We start from the raw sequence: 14,297 nt of genomic DNA on the forward strand, positions 1-14,297 counted from the left end.
CGAGCACCGAGTCACCACCATAAAGAGGACACGCACTATGAGTTCTGCGGATGCAGGTGTGTGTCGTTGGAGGGGGATGCGGGGTCTCGCGAACAGTCGAAAATGCAAGGATGTGCTGGCGGAGCGGTCGGGCGCGGGCGCGTTTTGGCCTGGACACGGCCGCTCGGTTCGGCGCGTCGCGCCCCGGTTGGCTGCGGGTGTGGTGGTCACGTTGGCCGTGATCAGTGGTTGCACGCCGTGGGGGGAGGAAGAGCATCCGTCCGGGTACGGCGAGGCGTCCGTGCTGGCGCCGCTCGACATCCGTGAGGCGTCTGTTCGGACGGCGGAGGGTGCCACGCTCCTTGGCATTGAAAACCTGCCCGGCGATCTCCAGGTGGACGCGCAGAACGCCTTCGGTGCGACAACGCGATTCCGGGAGGCCAGGGCATCCCCGGACGATGCCTGGGTAGCGGTGGTCACCAGCGGTGCGGCCCACATCGCCGGCTGGCTGGTGCGGGCGGACAGCGGCGCGGCGAGCCCGGCGGCGTTTCAGTACGGGGGCCGCGTCACGATCGGGCCCTGGAGCGACGATGGGCGCCATGTGGTGTTCGCGCAGGAAGGACCTGCAGGGAACCGTACCCTGACGGTCGTGGATCGCGAATCGCTGGGCGACTCGGTGGAAGCGAATGCGATCCCGGTGCGTGTTGAGCACCACGGGGAGCTGGATCCGGAGGCGCAACGCTACGAGGCGCTGGGCTGGGTGGAGGGAACTCTTCGGTTCCGCCTCGGCGACGAACCATGGGTGTTTGATCCGGCCTCGGGGGCGGTGGAAGCGGGGTAGTGCCAGGCCGAATGGACAGGTTGCCTCGAGCTCTGGTTACTCGCCGCGGGCCGGCAGGGAGGCGTAGTAGGCCGCGAGTGCCGCCATTTCTTCCTCTTCCAGTTCGCTCACGATGCCCTGCATCAAGCCGGCAAGGGACGTCTCGCGCGCGCCGTGGACATAGGCCTGGAGCTGTGCCATCAGATAGCGGGGCGGGTGGCCGGCCAGCGGCGGCAGGCTGGGGTTCCGTTCGCGTCCTTCGTCCCCATGGCAGGAGGCGCAGGACTGGACGTTGCGTTCCGGCAATCCTGCAAGGGCAATCTCGCGCCCTCGTTCCGCCAGATCGCCCGGCACGTCATGCGGGCCGCCCGCCGGTTCCATCTCCGCGTAGTGCCGGCTGATCGCTTCGATCTCTTCGTCGTTCAGGTGCTGGGCGATCCGCGCCATGGTGGCGTTCGGGCGCAGGCCGTCCCGGTAGGCCTCCATCTGCTCCACCAGGTATTGCTCCGGCAGCCCCGCCAGGCGCGGGAACGGCGGCTGCGACTGGCCCTGACCCTGTTCGCCATGGCACTGGATGCAGGCGGTCGCCCCGCGGTCGTTGCCTTCCTGGGCAATGCGTGCACCGAGGTCCTCGTCCCCGCTGGCACTGGCCGTCGGCAGACCCAACGATGCCGCGGTCAGTGCGAGCCAGGCGACTGCGCCGAGGGGTTGGTGGAGGCGTGCCACGCGCATGGCATTGGCGTTGTTCAGGCCGTGTCGGTGCGTACGCCCGGGTGGGCATGGCGGTGGTAGTTCGCGCGATCCGGGATGACGTTGCGGATGCCGCCGCGAGGGTCTTCGACGTCGCCCGCGTAGCGCGGCAGCAGGATCACGTGCAGGTGGTCGATGCTGCGCCCGGCCATGCGGCCGTCGTTGTTGCCGACGGTATAGGCATCGGGCGGATTGCCCAGGAAGGGCAGGTCCAGGACGTTGTCGATGTGGTCCTTGGGGCGCTCGCGCAGGTCTTCGCGGACGCGCATGTTGCGGTACAGCTTTTCCAGGTCCGTGGCTTCGATGACCCGGCGCACGCCGTGAAGCGCGTCGAAGTAGTCCGCCTGTTCGGTGTCGTCGAGGTCGAACAGGGAGACCACGTGGCGCCGGGGAATGACGAGTGCGTGCCCGGGGTTGACCGGATTGGTGTCGAACAGGGCGACGAACGAGCGGTTCTCGTAGATCAGCGGGTCGGCCAGGCCGGCGGATACCCGGCAGAAGTAGCAGTTCGGGGTGACTGGTTGGGCACTGGTCATGGGAAGGCCTGCGAGTAGGGGCTTGCGTCAGTTGGAAAGTGGCGGATTTTACGCGACTTCCACGCTTGCGTGCCCGCGTCCCTGTATGCGGCGAATCGGATACGCGGTGTGGCCGCGGGACGAATCGGGCCCGGTCGTGCGCGAGCAACGCTCTTTGTGAACGGTAATGTCGACGCAGGTTCCGAAAACCCTGATGGCTGCATGGCTTGACGGCCGGGATCGCACCACGTAAGTTCCCTAGCATTGTAAGGGGTTTTTGCGGTCCGGTCACTGAGTGATCTCCCGGCCGACCCACCATCCCCCGATACGTTTGTCGAGGCTGTACGCCCGCGCCAGCGGCCGCCGCGCGCCTCGACGACCGGTCGCGCGCAGGCACGACCGGGCTGCACAAACCGGATGTCCGGGCCTGACCCGGGCGGTGGCGTCGCGCCTGGCGCGTTCTTCTTGAACGTCGCGGGTGCCCGCTGCGCCGGAGGAGTTTGTGTCACGACGTATCGAAGGGGGAGCTCATGTCCATGCCACTTTCCGGCCTCGTGTTTGCGCTGCTGTGCGGCGTTGTCGCGCTGGTCTACGGTCTGTTGTCCATCCGCTGGGTACTTTCGCGATCGGAGGGTACCGACGAGATGCGGCGGATCGCCCGCGCGATCCAGGAAGGCGCCTCGGCCTACATGAAGCGGCAGTACACGACCATTGCAGTGGTCGGGGTGGTGCTGTTCGTAGGGCTGTGGCTGGTGATCGGCATCGGCTCCGCGGTCGGGTTTCTGATCGGTGCCGTGCTTTCCGGGGCCGCCGGGTTCATTGGCATGCATGTGGCGGTGCGCGCCAATGTGCGCACGGCGGCGGCTGCGAAGTCGAGCCTGGAGGCGGCGATGGATGTGGCCTTCCGCGGGGGCGCGGTGACCGGCCTGCTGGTGGTCGGGCTCGGGCTGCTGGGGGTGGCGGGCTATTTCGCCGTGCTCTGGTGGCTGACACCGGAGGGGGGCGATGTGGGACTTTCGCCCCTGGTCGGGCTGGCCCTGGGCGGTTCGCTGATCTCCATCTTTGCCCGTGTGGGCGGTGGCATCTTCACCAAGGGCGCGGATGTCGGGGCGGACCTGGTGGGCAAGGTCGAGGCCGGTATTCCGGAGGATGACCCGCGGAACCCGGCGGTGATCGCCGACAACGTGGGCGACAACGTGGGCGACTGCGCCGGGATGGCCGCGGACCTGTTCGAGACCTATGCAGTGACCATCATCGCGACGATGATCCTGGGCACGCTGCTGATTCCCGAGCTGGGGCTGATGGCCGCGGTGTATCCGCTGGTGCTGGGCGGCGGCGCGATCCTGGCCTCGATCGTCGGTACCTTCGTGGTCAAGGCGCGCGAGGGTTCCGAGATTATCCGGGGGCTCTACAAGGGGCTAATCGTCTCGGGGGGGCTGGCTGCCGTGGCATTCCTGCCCATTACCCTGGTGCTGGTTCCGGATACCGCGCTGGCCAACAACATGGGCATCGAGAGCGGGGCCGCGCTGCGCCTGTACGGGGCGGCACTGGTGGGGCTGGTCCTGACCGGCGTCATTATGGTGGCGACGGACTACTACACCTCCACGGTCTTCCGGCCGGTTCGCCATCTGGCCGAGGCCTCCACGACCGGTCACGCGACCAACATCATCGCCGGGCTGGCGCTGTCGATGAAGGCGACCGCCGCGCCGGTGCTGGCGGTGTGCGCCGCCATCCTGGTGGCCTATGCCTTTGGCGGGCTCTACGGCATCGCGATCGCCGCGACCACGATGCTGTCGATGACCGGGATCATCGTGGCGATGGATGCCTACGGTCCGATCACGGACAACGCCGGTGGCATCGCGGAGATGGCCGACTTGCCCTCCGAGGTTCGGGATACCACCGATGCGCTGGATTCGGTGGGCAACACCACGAAGGCCGTGACCAAGGGCTATGCCATCGGCTCGGCGGGCCTGGCGGCACTGGTGCTGTTTGCCGACTACACCCACGAGCTGGTGCATTACACCGGGGGTGGGCACAACTTCGAGCTGAGCAATCCGAACGTGATCGTGGGCCTGTTTATCGGCGGCCTGATCCCGTACCTGTTTGCGTCGATGACCATGGAGTCGGTCGGCCGCGCGGCCTCCGGCATCGTGAACGAGGTGCGGCGCCAGTTCCGCGAGATCAGCGGGATCATGGAGGGCACCACGAAGCCGGACTACACTCGAGCCGTGGATATGCTCACCAGCGCGGCCATCCGCGAAATGATCGTGCCCTCGCTGCTGCCGGTGCTGGTCCCCGTTCTGGTCGGCGTGTTCCTGGGTACCGAGGCCCTCGGGGGGCTGCTGATCGGGACGATCGTGACCGGGCTGTTCGTGGCGATCTCGCAGACCGCGGGCGGCGGCGCCTGGGACAACGCGAAGAAGTACATCGAGGACGGGCATCACGGGGGCAAGGGGTCGGAAGCGCACCATGCCGCAGTGACCGGCGACACGGTCGGTGACCCCTACAAGGACACCTCGGGGCCCGCGATCAACCCGCTCATCAAGGTGCTGAACATCATGGCGCTGCTGCTCGTGCCCGTTCTGTAGGGCCCCGAACCGGAAGGAGAATCGACATGCCGAGAATCCGCGTACAAATGGCCCCGGATCTGGAGTTCAACATGGAACTCGACGTCGAGGGCGTCGACTGTGACAGCCGCGACTGGGACGTCCAGCAGCACAAGGCCGAGATCTACGCCGAGTTCGAGCGGCGGCTGAAGGCGGCCTTCCCCGAGGGGGTGAAGATCCACACCTTCGAGTACGGCCTGGCCTGCAAGCCAGGCTGACCGGGTGGGAGGGCACGCGCGCCTGCGTGTCCTCCCGCTGCGCTGCGCAAGCGTGAACCTCGGGGCGGGCGGCCGATGGCGGGCAGGCGGTGGAATGCGGCTGGCTGAAGGACAAGTTCGGCCTGTCCTGGCAGATCGTGCCCGCGGTGCAGGACGAGCTGATGCAGCCGGGTGACCCCGAGGCGCTGGCCCGGGTCACGCAGGCATTCCTGCAGATGAAGAAGTTCGACATCGCGGCGCTCGTTCGCGCGTACGAAGGTCGGTGACGTGGACGTCCGCGGGCCGCACCTGGCCGAGGTGGTCCATCTGACGACCTCGATCGCGCGAGCGCCCGAGGACGTGTACGCCTTCGCGTGCGACCCGAGAAACCTGCCGCTATGGGCGGCGGGGCTGGCGCGTTCAAGCGTGCGGCAGGCGGGGGATGCGTGGGTCGTCAACGGCCCCGTGGGCACGGTCACGCTGCGGTTTGCCCCGGCCAACCCGTTCGGGGTGCTGGATCATGAGGTCGAGCTGCCCACCGGCGCGGTGATCCACAACCCCATGCGCGTGCTGCCGAACGGAGCGGGCAGCGAGTTCGTGTTCAGCCTGTTCCGCCAGCCGGGGACGACGGACGAGCAGTTCCGGGCCGATCGCCGCGCGGTGGAAGACGATCTGAAATGTCTGAAGCGGTTGCTGGAAGAGCGCCGAGATCCCCCTGGCCGGGATGTACCCGGTGAGCACGCCAGCCGTTGAGGCGTTCGCGACCGGGGCCCGGTCTACCGGTGCACCGCGGTGTTCTGGCCGAACCGGATCTGCCAGCCGTGGTGTTCGTCGTGTTCGAGCAGGAAGCTCATGTGGGTGTGCAGTTCCCCGTCGCCGTGGTCCGGCAGGCCCTCGGGCATGGATTCGATCCCGGAGACCCGGAACCGGGCCTCGGCGAAGGCGGTGTCTTCACTCAGCAGGGTGATGTCCTGGACGTCCACATCCAGGGAGGTGCCGACAAAGGGGCCCTGCAGAAGCTCCGTATGCCGCCGGGCATTGCCGGCGCGGTTCTCGAAGCGCGTGCCGACCAGATTGACCACTCCAGAATCCTCTGCATAGTCGCGCGCCCAGGCCTCGCCGTCCCCGGCCTCCCAGGCGGCCGCCTTGGCCTCCAGGATCTGCTGGATCGTGTCCTCGGCTGCCCAGGCAGGGGATGCCATTACGGCGGCGAGTGGCAGGGCGGCGAGAAGAAGCGGCTTGGCGAACATGCGGTCTCCGGGGTGTGGGGTTCCGCCCCCCGGTGTACAGGAGTGTGGCCGGCGACGCCAGCCCCGAGCCACGGGGCCACGGCGCAGGCGCCGGACGGGCGCTACCAGGCGAGGGCGAGCAGGCCCGCGCCGACGCACACCACGATGACCGGGACGATGGTCTCGCGGATCACCTGACCCTCGCGGGCCTGCAGCCCGGCGGCCCCGGCCGCCATGGCGATGTTGTGCAGCGAGATCATGTTGCCCACCCCGGCACCGATCAGTTGCAGAGCCAGCACGGTCGGAATCGCCATGCCCAGGGCGTCGGCGGTATCGGCCTGGAGTTGCGCGAACAACAGGTTGGAGACGGTGGCGCTGCCGGTCATGAACGAGCCCAGGGCGCCGATAAAGGCGCTGAACATCACGAATGTGTCGCCCAGGATCTCCGCCAGCCCCTGGCCCAGGACCTGTGGCATCGACGGCAGGCCGGCCGCGTTGTGGCCGGAGGTCAGCAGGAGCTGGGTGAGGGCGATGATAAAGGCCAGCACGATCGCGGCGACGCGCAGCTTGGTCCAGGTGGCGGCGACGGCCTGGGCCAGCGTGGGGCGGCTCACGCGGAACAGCACCAGGGCGGTGAGCAGGGCAAGACCAAAGTAGAAATACGGGGTGTACAGCGGGGTCAGGCTCTGGCCGAGTTCGATCTCCCGAAACGCCCCGGGCGACCAGCGCACGGACTGCAGGGCCTCGCGCAGGGGCATGATGGTCCGCGACGCGATCAGCGCAGTGGCCATTACCGCGAAGGGGACGAAGGCCAGCAGGACGCGTCCGACCGGGGCCTGCTCGACTTCCTCCCGTCGCTCGTGGCCGGGCAGCAGGAAGCCGCGATGGGCCGCCAGGGCGATGATCGCCATGGCCGCCACGCCCCCGATGATGGACGGCAGCTCCGGCCCCACCAGCCAGGCGACCAGCAGGTACGGAATGCCGAAGGCCAGGGCCGATAGCACGGCGAACGGCACGAATGCGCGGAAGCGCCCGCGTTCCTCGCCCAGGGTGGCAACCCAGACCATGAAGAGCGTGACAAACGGTGCCAGGGCGGTGTGGATCACGGCCGTCTGCAGCACCGCGGAGCGGGTGGTTTCCGCATCCAGGCCGAGGCCGGCGAAGCCGATGATCACGGGGGTGCCGGCCGCACCGAACGGGACGGCGGTGCTGTTGCCGATCAGGGCGATGGCGACCGCCTTCAGCGGCCGCATCCCGAAGTAGACCAGTAGCGGGGCGGCCAGCACCGCGGGGGTGCCAAAACCGGCGATGCCCTCGACGAAGCTGACCAGCCCCCAGCCGAGGAGCATGGCCAGTACCCGGTGATCGCGCGAGACGCTGGCGATCACCGACTGGATCGCGCTCATGTGCCCCGTACCGATCATCACGTTCAGCACCAGCAGCGCCAGTACGATGATCAGCAGGACCTCCACGAACACGACCGCGGCGTCCAGCAGACTGGCCACCAGCACGGGGCCCGATACCTCCCAGACCAGGACGGCCAGCACGAGTGTGGCGAGATAGGCGAGCGGCGCGGCCTCGAAGGCCGGGCGGCGCAACGGCACCAGCCATGCGAACAGCAGCAGGAAGGGCACCAGCGTAAGCCAGAACAGCACGATCGCTTCTCCCGCGCGACGCGAATGGGATCATGCTACCCCGTCGCCGAGCGCGCATACACATCGGTGCGGTCGGATCGCTATAGAACAGGCACGCGAACCTGCACAGACAAAGGGATATCCGTCATCGGTCACACCGCTTGGAGAACCGGTGGAAATCGTTCGGAGGGGATGCGAGGGGGCGGAGGAAGGTGTTCGGCTCCGGGCCACCAGGACTTGCGTCGGCTCGGGAAAGCCCATGGCGCGTGCCATGGGCAGGAAGGTTCAGGGGGTAAAGGGGATACCCCCGCTGGTTCGATGACCCCGGGCATCGCTCCCCGGGGAGCAGGCAGTACAGGCCGGCCGAAGGGGCCGGCCTGTCGACGGACCTGGTTTCAGTCTTCTTCCTCCTCGGTGTCATTCCCCAGGTCGATGCCACCTTCGGCTTCGGCATCGGTTTCGGCTTCGGCGCCGTCATCACCCATCCGGGTGTCCGCGCCGGCACCTGCGCCCATATCGCCTTCGGCACCCGGGGCCCGACCGTCACCGGTCGCACCGCCGGCCGCGCCACCGGAGGCCTCGGACCCCCGTTCGGAGCCGCCGGCCATTCCGCCACTGGCCTCGGCTCCGGTTTCGGCCGCTCCTTCTGCCGACCCGCAAGGGGGTAACACTGATCCATGTACACGCTCGCGCTCGAGTCGCTTTTGCGTGCGAACAAGGCGCGGTGACTGCCGTGCAGTCATTCTGCACAAGGGAACCGCAACGCCGTGCGCGCGCGCATTTTTGATCAACAACGGGCGGCCGGGCACCTTCGTTGATTAAGTTGTGGGGCTGGTGCCCCGGGTTCCCCGATTCTGCGTTGCGCCTCGAATCAATTAGAAACGGGCGGGTAGAACCACTACCCGCGGCATGCCGCGCCTTGCATCGGAAAACCTGGGGGCCAACGCGAGCGTGCAGATTGATCAGTGTTTGCCAAGGCCGCGCAGCTTTCTTCGGGCCTTATCGCGCCAGTTGGCGGCCAGGGCCTCGCAGTCCGCGAGCTGCTCCAGGGGCGTGCGCTGGTTGTGCTGGTAGACCGCCGCCATGGCGGCGGCGATGCTGAGGGTGTCGGGCAGGCGTTCAAGCCGTTCGATGGTGTCGCCCACGCCGAGGGTGCCCGGTTGCAGCACGCGGTAGAACCAGCCACAGCGGCCGGTGTCCTGGACCTCGCGGGCCAGGCCCGGGATGTCGAAGCGTACGTCGAGTTTCCAGCACGGCGTACGGGGCTGGCTGACCTGCACCCGGGCGGTACCGATGCGGTAGATATCGCCGATGTGGACGTTGCGCTCGTCCATGCCGTGGCTGGCGAGGTTCTCGCCAAAGCCGGAGGCGACGAAGCGGGCGGCGTGAGCCGGGTACTGCGCCTGCCGACCGTCGTACCGGTCCAGGCTGTAATGGAGCAGGGCGCGTTCCGGTCCGCCGTGGTTGTCCGGGTCCGCCTGCTCGTCACCGTCCAGGCCCAGGGGCCCCACCGCGAGCGGGCCGGCCACCGGCTGCTTGTCGATGGCGCTGGCGCGGCCTCGGGCGTAGTCGGGGGCCGCGCGGCCGGTGTAGAGGCCGATGAGTCGGTTGGCGGTCATACGGGTGCGGTCCCGGGCTTGCGCATGGTCTCGACGATACAACAGGTCCGCGTCCGCGTGACGCCGGCTCGCTCAGCGCCCGGCCAGATAGAGCAGCCGCGCGATGAAGGCGATACCCAGGATGATCCAGCCAATGGGGTAGGGCAGGATGCCGGAGAAGAACGCGGTCAGGCTGGCGACGAGCAGGGCGCCGATGATAAGCAGGGGGATATCCATGGCATTGAGAGCGATCCCGGCGGCGGATGTTCCGCAAGCCCCGTGCCTCCCGACAGCCAAGTGCTCCGCGCCATAATACGGACCACGCCGGTACCGCTCATGGTATCGGGGAGCCTGGCGCCGCAAGGAGTTGCTGCATGTTCAAGACCGTCCTGATCCTTGGCCATATCCGCGGGATTCGTATCCAGCTCCACATCAGCTGGGTATTCATCCTGATCCTGCTGGTGGCCAGCATGAGCACGGGCTTTCACCACCAGTATCCGGAGTGGAGCCTGGCCATGGCGGCCGGCACGGCGCTGGTGACGGCCCTGCTGTTCTTTGCGTCCATCCTGGCGCATGAACTGGGGCACAGCATCGTCGCGCTGCGGCGCGGGGTACCGGTGGAGTCCATCACGCTGTTCATCTTCGGCGGCGTGGCGCAGATGGAGCGGGATCCGGAGCGGGCCGAGGACGAGTTCTGGATCGCCATTGCCGGGCCCGCGGTGAGCGTGGCACTGGCGCTCGGTTTCGCCGCGCTCGCGCAGGCCACCGCGGGCGGGTACGAGCCGATCCCGGTGGCCCTGGGCTGGCTCGCGCTGATCAACCTGATCGTGGCGATCTTCAACCTGATCCCCGGGTTCCCGCTGGATGGCGGGCGGGTGTTCCGCGCGGTGATCTGGAAGCTCACGGGTGATGCGCGCCGCGCCACCGAGGCAGCCGTTTGGGGCGGGCGTGTGGTGGCGTTCCTGCTGTTCGGCTTCGCCTTCTGGAACCTGGTGGTGATCGGCAACCTGATCGGTGGGCTGTGGATGATGCTGATTGCCTGGTTCCTGCTGACCATGGCCGAGGGCCAGGGCCGAATGTTCGATATGCGGGAACGCCTGGCCGATGTGCGCGCGCGGGACCTGGCCAGCCCGGATCCGCCCTGCGTGCGCCCGGAGACCACCATCGACGACTGGATTCACCACGATGTGCTGCCGGGCGGGCGCCGGGCCTTTCTGGTGGGTACGCCGGAGCGGGTGCAGGGCCTGGTGAGCCTCAGCGACAGCCGCAAGCTGCCGCGCGAGCAGTGGGCCGCGCGCCGGGTCGACGAGATCATGACCCCGGTGGAGTCGCTGAGCCGGGTGGCGCCAGACACGAAGGCCGAGGCGATCCTGCGCATGATGAGCGAGCGCAACCTCAACCAGATCCCGGTGATGGAGGCCTCCGGGCGCGCGATCGGCTGGATCGAACGCCAGCAACTGCTGCGCACCATCGAGATCCACATGGATCTGCAGCGGCCATAGGCGGGTCGTTCAGGGTGGCGGCGAGCGGGGCTTTTCGGGCGTACGTCGGTCGCGATGCTGGCAAAGCCCCGGTTGGTTCCGTCGGTCCGTCGTTCCGTCGTTACGCCAGGCCTGAACGGGCCGGCCGAGACCGCTCGCGGTTGGCGTGGCTTCCGTCAGTCGGTGGCGGGGCGGGCGCGCCACTGGTCGAGGATGTCGAGGATCGGGTCGATGGCGGGGGGCTCGTCCGTCAGCGGGCCGGGGACCAGCAGCCCCCGGTGCGAGGCCTCAAGAATCAGGGGCTCCGGGTGTCCCTCCAGGCTCAGTGACTCCAGCGGTACGACGCCGTCGCCCAGTTCCTCGTCGGTCTGCTCCCACCATTCGCTGATGCGTCCAGCCACCGCCTCCAGATCGATCTGCTCGTCCAGCGCGGCGAGGCTCTCGCGCATGGCGGGGGTGGGTTCGGGGAGCTTGCCACCGATGATGCGGACCGGGATCGCCTCGGGCCAGGGACGCGCATTCAGTTCGGCCAGGAAGGGGCTGTCGGGACGCAGGTCGATCTTGGCGGCGCCGGTGCCGTCGCGCAGTCCGGCGAACAGCGAGAAGCGCTGCTCCTGGAGGTCGGCCAGCCACTCGCGCACCTCCAGCCAGACCCGCAGCCGTGCCCATTCGGAGCCGTGGTTGGGGGTGGCGACGAGGATGACACCGGCCACTGGTCGCCCCCCGACCCGGGGCGGCTTGCCCTCGGGGTGCCGGTAGCGCGTCACGAAATCGCGGATCACCAGGCCCCCCATGCTGTGACCGATCAGGATCAGCGGGGCCTCGCCCTCGAGTTGCCCCCAGTGTTCCGCCAGGAGGTCCGTGCTGTGGTCGATGGCCTGGTCGTTGGGGTAGCGGAACTCCCAGCCGTTGAGGCCGGCTTCGTCCAGCGCCGGCGCGAGCGTATCCCAGATATCGCCAGGCTCGTCCAGCCCGTGCAGGAGCAAGACGTCCGGCGGGTGGTCCTCGGCGAAGCGCTCGGATCGGGGAATGAATCCGAGCAGCTCGTCGGGAAGCTCCATGGCCTCCGGAAACCACTCGCTCAGGCGGTCCTGCACCTCCACGCGCAGTTCGCGCTCCTGCTCGGGATTGTGTTCGGCCCAGCCGACCCAGATTGTCAGCGCGAGCAGGGGCAGGCCCACCAGGATCAGGAAGGCCGTGAGGCGCTGGCGGCGCCGGGACGAATCGGGACGGGGGGCGTTCATGTGTTCACCATCGGACAAGCGGGCCTGCGCGGCAAGGGGTGTCGCGGGGTATGGACCGGAGGGTTTTCCACCCTGTGTATCATGACGGGACACCCGTTATGGATCACTGGTTATGCGCCGCGTGTACCTGCTCCCCTGGCTCCTTCTGCCCTTCCTGCTGACGGCCTGCGCGGGACTGGACGTACGCGATTTCGGGCTGGATGGGGGCGGGGGTGATCGAGCCGAAGAGGCGATCCGCGAGGCCCTGCGCGTCGGGACCGAGCGCACGGTGGAACGCACCGGCCGCGAGGACGGCTACTGGGGGAACGCGCTGATCCGCATCGGCTTGCCACAGGAGCTGGAGCAGGCCGGGGATGTGCTGCGCCGCGTCGGGTTCGCGCGCGAAGTGGAGGACCTGGAGCGGCGCATGAACCGGGCGGCGGAGTCCGCGGCACGGGAGGCGGTGCCGGTGTTTGTCGACGCGATCCGCGGGATGCGTCCCGAAGACGTTCAGGGCGTGCTGCGGGGCGCCGATGATGCCGCCACGCAGTACCTGCGCGGGGCGTCGGAGTCCACCCTGCGCGAGCGCTACATGCCCATTGTCCGGGAGCAGATGGAGCGGGCGGATGTGTATCGCGTGTACCAGCCGCTGCGGGATGCGGCGGGACGCATTCCCGGCCTGGAGGCGCTGGACGTGGATCTGGACCGCTACGTGACCGATCACGCCCTGGACGGGTTGTTCACCATCCTGGCCGATGAGGAGCGCCGTATCCGCGAGGACCCGGCGGCACGCACCACCCAGTTGCTGCGGGAGTACTTCGGTCAGTAGTGAACCGCGTGGAGCGCCCCGGTGCGGGGTTCGTCGGAGAGCAGCAGCGCCGGGATCTCCTTGGCCAGTAGCGGGCGGGCGAAGTAGTAGCCCTGGACGCAGTCGAATCGCAGTTGGCGGCCGATCTCCAGTTGCTCCCGGGTCTCCACCCCTTCGGCGATCGTGCGCAGACCCAGGGAGTCGGCCAGCAGGACGATGCCCCGCGACAGGTCCCGAGCGGAAGTATCCAGACCCAGTCCGGAGATGAGCTGGCGGTCGATCTTGAGGATGTCGATGGGGAAGCGATTGAGGTAGGCGAGGGATGAATAGCCGGTTCCGAAGTCGTCGATGGCCAGCGGGACACCCAGCGACTTGAACTGGTGCAGGGTGTCGGTGGCATTGTCCATGGCCAGCACGGTTTCCGTCAGTTCGATGTGGAGCAGCTCCGGCGGGAGTTGATGCCGCTCTAGCGCGGCCGCGACGTGGGCCGCCATTTCGGGTCGCACGATGTCGTGCGCCGAGAGATTGATCGCGACGTACCAGGGTGGGTGGCCATGCTCGGTGGCCTGGGCCCTCCATTCAGCGGCCTGGCGGCAGCCCTCGTTCAGCACCCGGTCGCTGATGTCGTGGATCAGCGAGGAGTCCTCCGCTACATCCAGAAAGTCGGCGGGGGCGAGTTCACCGCGAATGGGGTGCTGCCAGCGGATCAGAGCCTCGACGCCGACGTGGCGTTCCAGTTCCAGGGAGTAGATCGGCTGGTAGCGCAGGAAGAACTCGTTGTGCCGAAGCCCGCGTCGGATATCGAATTCCTGGCGCATCCGCCGCAATTCCTCGGTGACCGGATGCAACGCCGGGATGACCAGCCAGGCCATCAGTTGTCCGATGCCGATGAAGAAGCCGGTGCGCGTCAGCCAGCGCTCGGTCTCCTGGGCGGTGCCGGCCGCGACATCCACCGGCGTCAGGGGGCCGGCCAGCACGCCGGCGACCAGGGCCACGACCAGCGCGGTGCTGGCGCCGAAGCGCGCTGCGGCGAACAGGATGGGAACGTAATAGAAATGCGGGACGATACTGTCGGCCCCGCCCGCGGTGTAGACGATCAGCCAGGAAAGGATCAGCCCACCGAGGATCAGCGCACTCGCGGTGACAAACGACATGCCGACCCAGGCGCGCAGGGTCGTGCGGGCGAGGTGGTCGGAATACCGAAGGCCGCCGGCTGAGGGGGGAGCCGATTCGAACCTGGACATCGCGCACTTCCTTTGGCCGATCCCGGGCCGGTTGCTGCAGTGCGGGCCGCCTCATTGCGGGGCGCGGCTCTCGGCCGCGATCCGGAATGTACGAGATCGCGACCTATTTCCCGAGTGTAGTCCATGCGCGGGAAAACGCCGGCCGGCGTCCGCCATGGCCCGGGCCTGTTGCCGGCTGGGTCGCGCGGGGATCCGGGTGTCCGGTGCGGGTCG

14 protein-coding genes and 2 pseudogenes are annotated in these 14,297 nt (G+C 68.1%); 7 read left to right on the forward strand and 9 right to left on the reverse strand.

Going from position 1 to position 14,297, the window contains the following annotated elements; all coding sequences use genetic code 11:
• Positions 1-76: 76 nt before the first annotated feature.
• Positions 77-820: a hypothetical protein gene (locus tag D103_RS0107205; RefSeq protein ID WP_026280299.1), complete on the forward strand. Its 744-nt coding sequence runs from the start codon at positions 77-79 to the stop codon at positions 818-820.
• A gap of 36 nt (positions 821-856) precedes the next feature.
• Here D103_RS0107205 and D103_RS0107210 read toward each other — a convergent pair whose 3' ends face one another.
• Positions 857-1,531 carry a c-type cytochrome gene (locus D103_RS0107210; RefSeq protein WP_018876333.1) on the reverse strand — a complete coding sequence of 225 codons (675 nt, stop codon included), beginning with the start codon at positions 1,529-1,531 and terminating at the stop codon, positions 857-859.
• 14 nt (positions 1,532-1,545) lie between these two features.
• Positions 1,546-2,085 carry an HIT family protein gene (locus D103_RS0107215; protein WP_018876334.1) on the reverse strand — a complete coding sequence of 180 codons (540 nt, stop codon included), beginning with the start codon at positions 2,083-2,085 and terminating at the stop codon, positions 1,546-1,548.
• Between the two features lie 509 nt (positions 2,086-2,594).
• On the opposite strand from D103_RS0107215, the gene D103_RS0107220 reads away from it, so the two are divergent.
• From D103_RS0107220 to D103_RS0107235, 4 genes and pseudogenes are all read left to right on the forward strand, one after another.
• Positions 2,595-4,652, forward strand: a complete 2,058-nt coding sequence (locus tag D103_RS0107220) for a sodium-translocating pyrophosphatase (protein WP_018876335.1) — start codon at positions 2,595-2,597, stop codon at positions 4,650-4,652.
• A 47-nt stretch (positions 4,653-4,699) separates the two neighbouring features.
• Positions 4,700-4,888, forward strand: a complete 189-nt coding sequence (locus D103_RS0107225) for a hypothetical protein (protein ID WP_018866071.1) — start codon at positions 4,700-4,702, stop codon at positions 4,886-4,888.
• A gap of 71 nt (positions 4,889-4,959) precedes the next feature.
• Positions 4,960-5,154: pseudogene (locus D103_RS13430) on the forward strand (VOC family protein); the annotation flags it as partial.
• A gap of 1 nt (position 5,155) precedes the next feature.
• The gene (locus D103_RS0107235) at positions 5,156-5,620 is read left to right on the forward strand and encodes an SRPBCC family protein (RefSeq protein ID WP_018876337.1); all 465 of its coding nucleotides are present in this window, start codon (positions 5,156-5,158) and stop codon (positions 5,618-5,620) included.
• Positions 5,621-5,643: 23 nt separating this feature from the next.
• Here the strand turns inward: D103_RS0107235 and D103_RS0107240 are convergent, their stop codons facing one another.
• The 5 genes and pseudogenes from D103_RS0107240 to D103_RS14240 all read right to left on the reverse strand — a co-directional run bounded on the left by D103_RS0107240 (position 5,644) and on the right by D103_RS14240 (position 9,565).
• Positions 5,644-6,117 carry an SgcJ/EcaC family oxidoreductase gene (locus tag D103_RS0107240; RefSeq protein ID WP_018866074.1) on the reverse strand — a complete coding sequence of 158 codons (474 nt, stop codon included), beginning with the start codon at positions 6,115-6,117 and terminating at the stop codon, positions 5,644-5,646.
• 101 nt (positions 6,118-6,218) lie between these two features.
• A complete protein-coding gene (locus D103_RS0107245) occupies positions 6,219-7,751 on the reverse strand; it encodes an L-lactate permease (protein ID WP_018876338.1) in 1,533 nt (510 codons plus the stop codon).
• A gap of 374 nt (positions 7,752-8,125) precedes the next feature.
• A pseudogene (locus D103_RS13435) lies at positions 8,126-8,383 on the reverse strand (cellulase); the annotation flags it as partial.
• A 309-nt stretch (positions 8,384-8,692) separates the two neighbouring features.
• Positions 8,693-9,349 (reverse strand): MOSC domain-containing protein, encoded by a 657-nt coding sequence (locus D103_RS0107255; protein WP_018876340.1) that lies wholly within the window; start codon positions 9,347-9,349, stop codon positions 8,693-8,695.
• Positions 9,350-9,421: 72 nt separating this feature from the next.
• Positions 9,422-9,565, reverse strand: a complete 144-nt coding sequence (locus D103_RS14240; RefSeq protein ID WP_018876341.1) for a hypothetical protein — start codon at positions 9,563-9,565, stop codon at positions 9,422-9,424.
• Positions 9,566-9,702: 137 nt separating this feature from the next.
• Between D103_RS14240 and D103_RS0107265 the strand changes: the two genes are divergently transcribed.
• Positions 9,703-10,830: a site-2 protease family protein gene (locus D103_RS0107265; RefSeq protein WP_018876342.1), complete on the forward strand. Its 1,128-nt coding sequence runs from the start codon at positions 9,703-9,705 to the stop codon at positions 10,828-10,830.
• 155 nt (positions 10,831-10,985) lie between these two features.
• Here the strand turns inward: D103_RS0107265 and D103_RS0107270 are convergent, their stop codons facing one another.
• Entirely contained in the window at positions 10,986-12,053 is a 1,068-nt protein-coding gene (locus tag D103_RS0107270; protein WP_018876343.1) for a triacylglycerol lipase, read from the reverse strand.
• 112 nt (positions 12,054-12,165) lie between these two features.
• Between D103_RS0107270 and D103_RS0107275 the strand changes: the two genes are divergently transcribed.
• A complete protein-coding gene (locus tag D103_RS0107275) occupies positions 12,166-12,861 on the forward strand; it encodes a DUF4197 domain-containing protein (protein ID WP_018876344.1) in 696 nt (231 codons plus the stop codon).
• Here the strand turns inward: D103_RS0107275 and D103_RS0107280 are convergent.
• Positions 12,855-14,084, reverse strand: a complete 1,230-nt coding sequence (locus D103_RS0107280; protein WP_018876345.1) for a bifunctional diguanylate cyclase/phosphodiesterase — start codon at positions 14,082-14,084, stop codon at positions 12,855-12,857. The genes D103_RS0107275 and D103_RS0107280 overlap by 7 nt on opposite strands.
• Positions 14,085-14,297: the final 213 nt, after the last annotated feature.

Origin of the sequence: Thioalkalivibrio sp. ALE31 (assembly GCF_000377405.1) — a bacterium.
GTDB lineage: Bacteria > Pseudomonadota > Gammaproteobacteria > Ectothiorhodospirales > Ectothiorhodospiraceae > Thioalkalivibrio.

What these genes read in the sequence shown, in the direction of transcription:
- D103_RS0107205 (WP_026280299.1), top strand. Translation starts at nt 77, where the DNA reads ATGCGGGGTCTCGCGAACAGTCGAAAATGCAAGGATGTGCTGGCGGAG.
- D103_RS0107210 (WP_018876333.1), bottom strand. Translation starts at nt 1,531, where the DNA reads ATGCGCGTGGCACGCCTCCACCAACCCCTCGGCGCAGTCGCCTGGCTC.
- D103_RS0107215 (WP_018876334.1), bottom strand. Translation starts at nt 2,085, where the DNA reads ATGACCAGTGCCCAACCAGTCACCCCGAACTGCTACTTCTGCCGGGTA.
- D103_RS0107220 (WP_018876335.1), top strand. Translation starts at nt 2,595, where the DNA reads ATGTCCATGCCACTTTCCGGCCTCGTGTTTGCGCTGCTGTGCGGCGTT.
- D103_RS0107225 (WP_018866071.1), top strand. Translation starts at nt 4,700, where the DNA reads ATGGCCCCGGATCTGGAGTTCAACATGGAACTCGACGTCGAGGGCGTC.
- D103_RS0107240 (WP_018866074.1), bottom strand. Translation starts at nt 6,117, where the DNA reads ATGTTCGCCAAGCCGCTTCTTCTCGCCGCCCTGCCACTCGCCGCCGTA.
- D103_RS0107255 (WP_018876340.1), bottom strand. Translation starts at nt 9,349, where the DNA reads ATGACCGCCAACCGACTCATCGGCCTCTACACCGGCCGCGCGGCCCCC.
- D103_RS14240 (WP_018876341.1), bottom strand. Translation starts at nt 9,565, where the DNA reads ATGGATATCCCCCTGCTTATCATCGGCGCCCTGCTCGTCGCCAGCCTG.
- D103_RS0107265 (WP_018876342.1), top strand. Translation starts at nt 9,703, where the DNA reads ATGTTCAAGACCGTCCTGATCCTTGGCCATATCCGCGGGATTCGTATC.
- D103_RS0107270 (WP_018876343.1), bottom strand. Translation starts at nt 12,053, where the DNA reads ATGAACGCCCCCCGTCCCGATTCGTCCCGGCGCCGCCAGCGCCTCACG.
- D103_RS0107275 (WP_018876344.1), top strand. Translation starts at nt 12,166, where the DNA reads ATGCGCCGCGTGTACCTGCTCCCCTGGCTCCTTCTGCCCTTCCTGCTG.
- D103_RS0107280 (WP_018876345.1), bottom strand. Translation starts at nt 14,084, where the DNA reads ATGTCCAGGTTCGAATCGGCTCCCCCCTCAGCCGGCGGCCTTCGGTAT.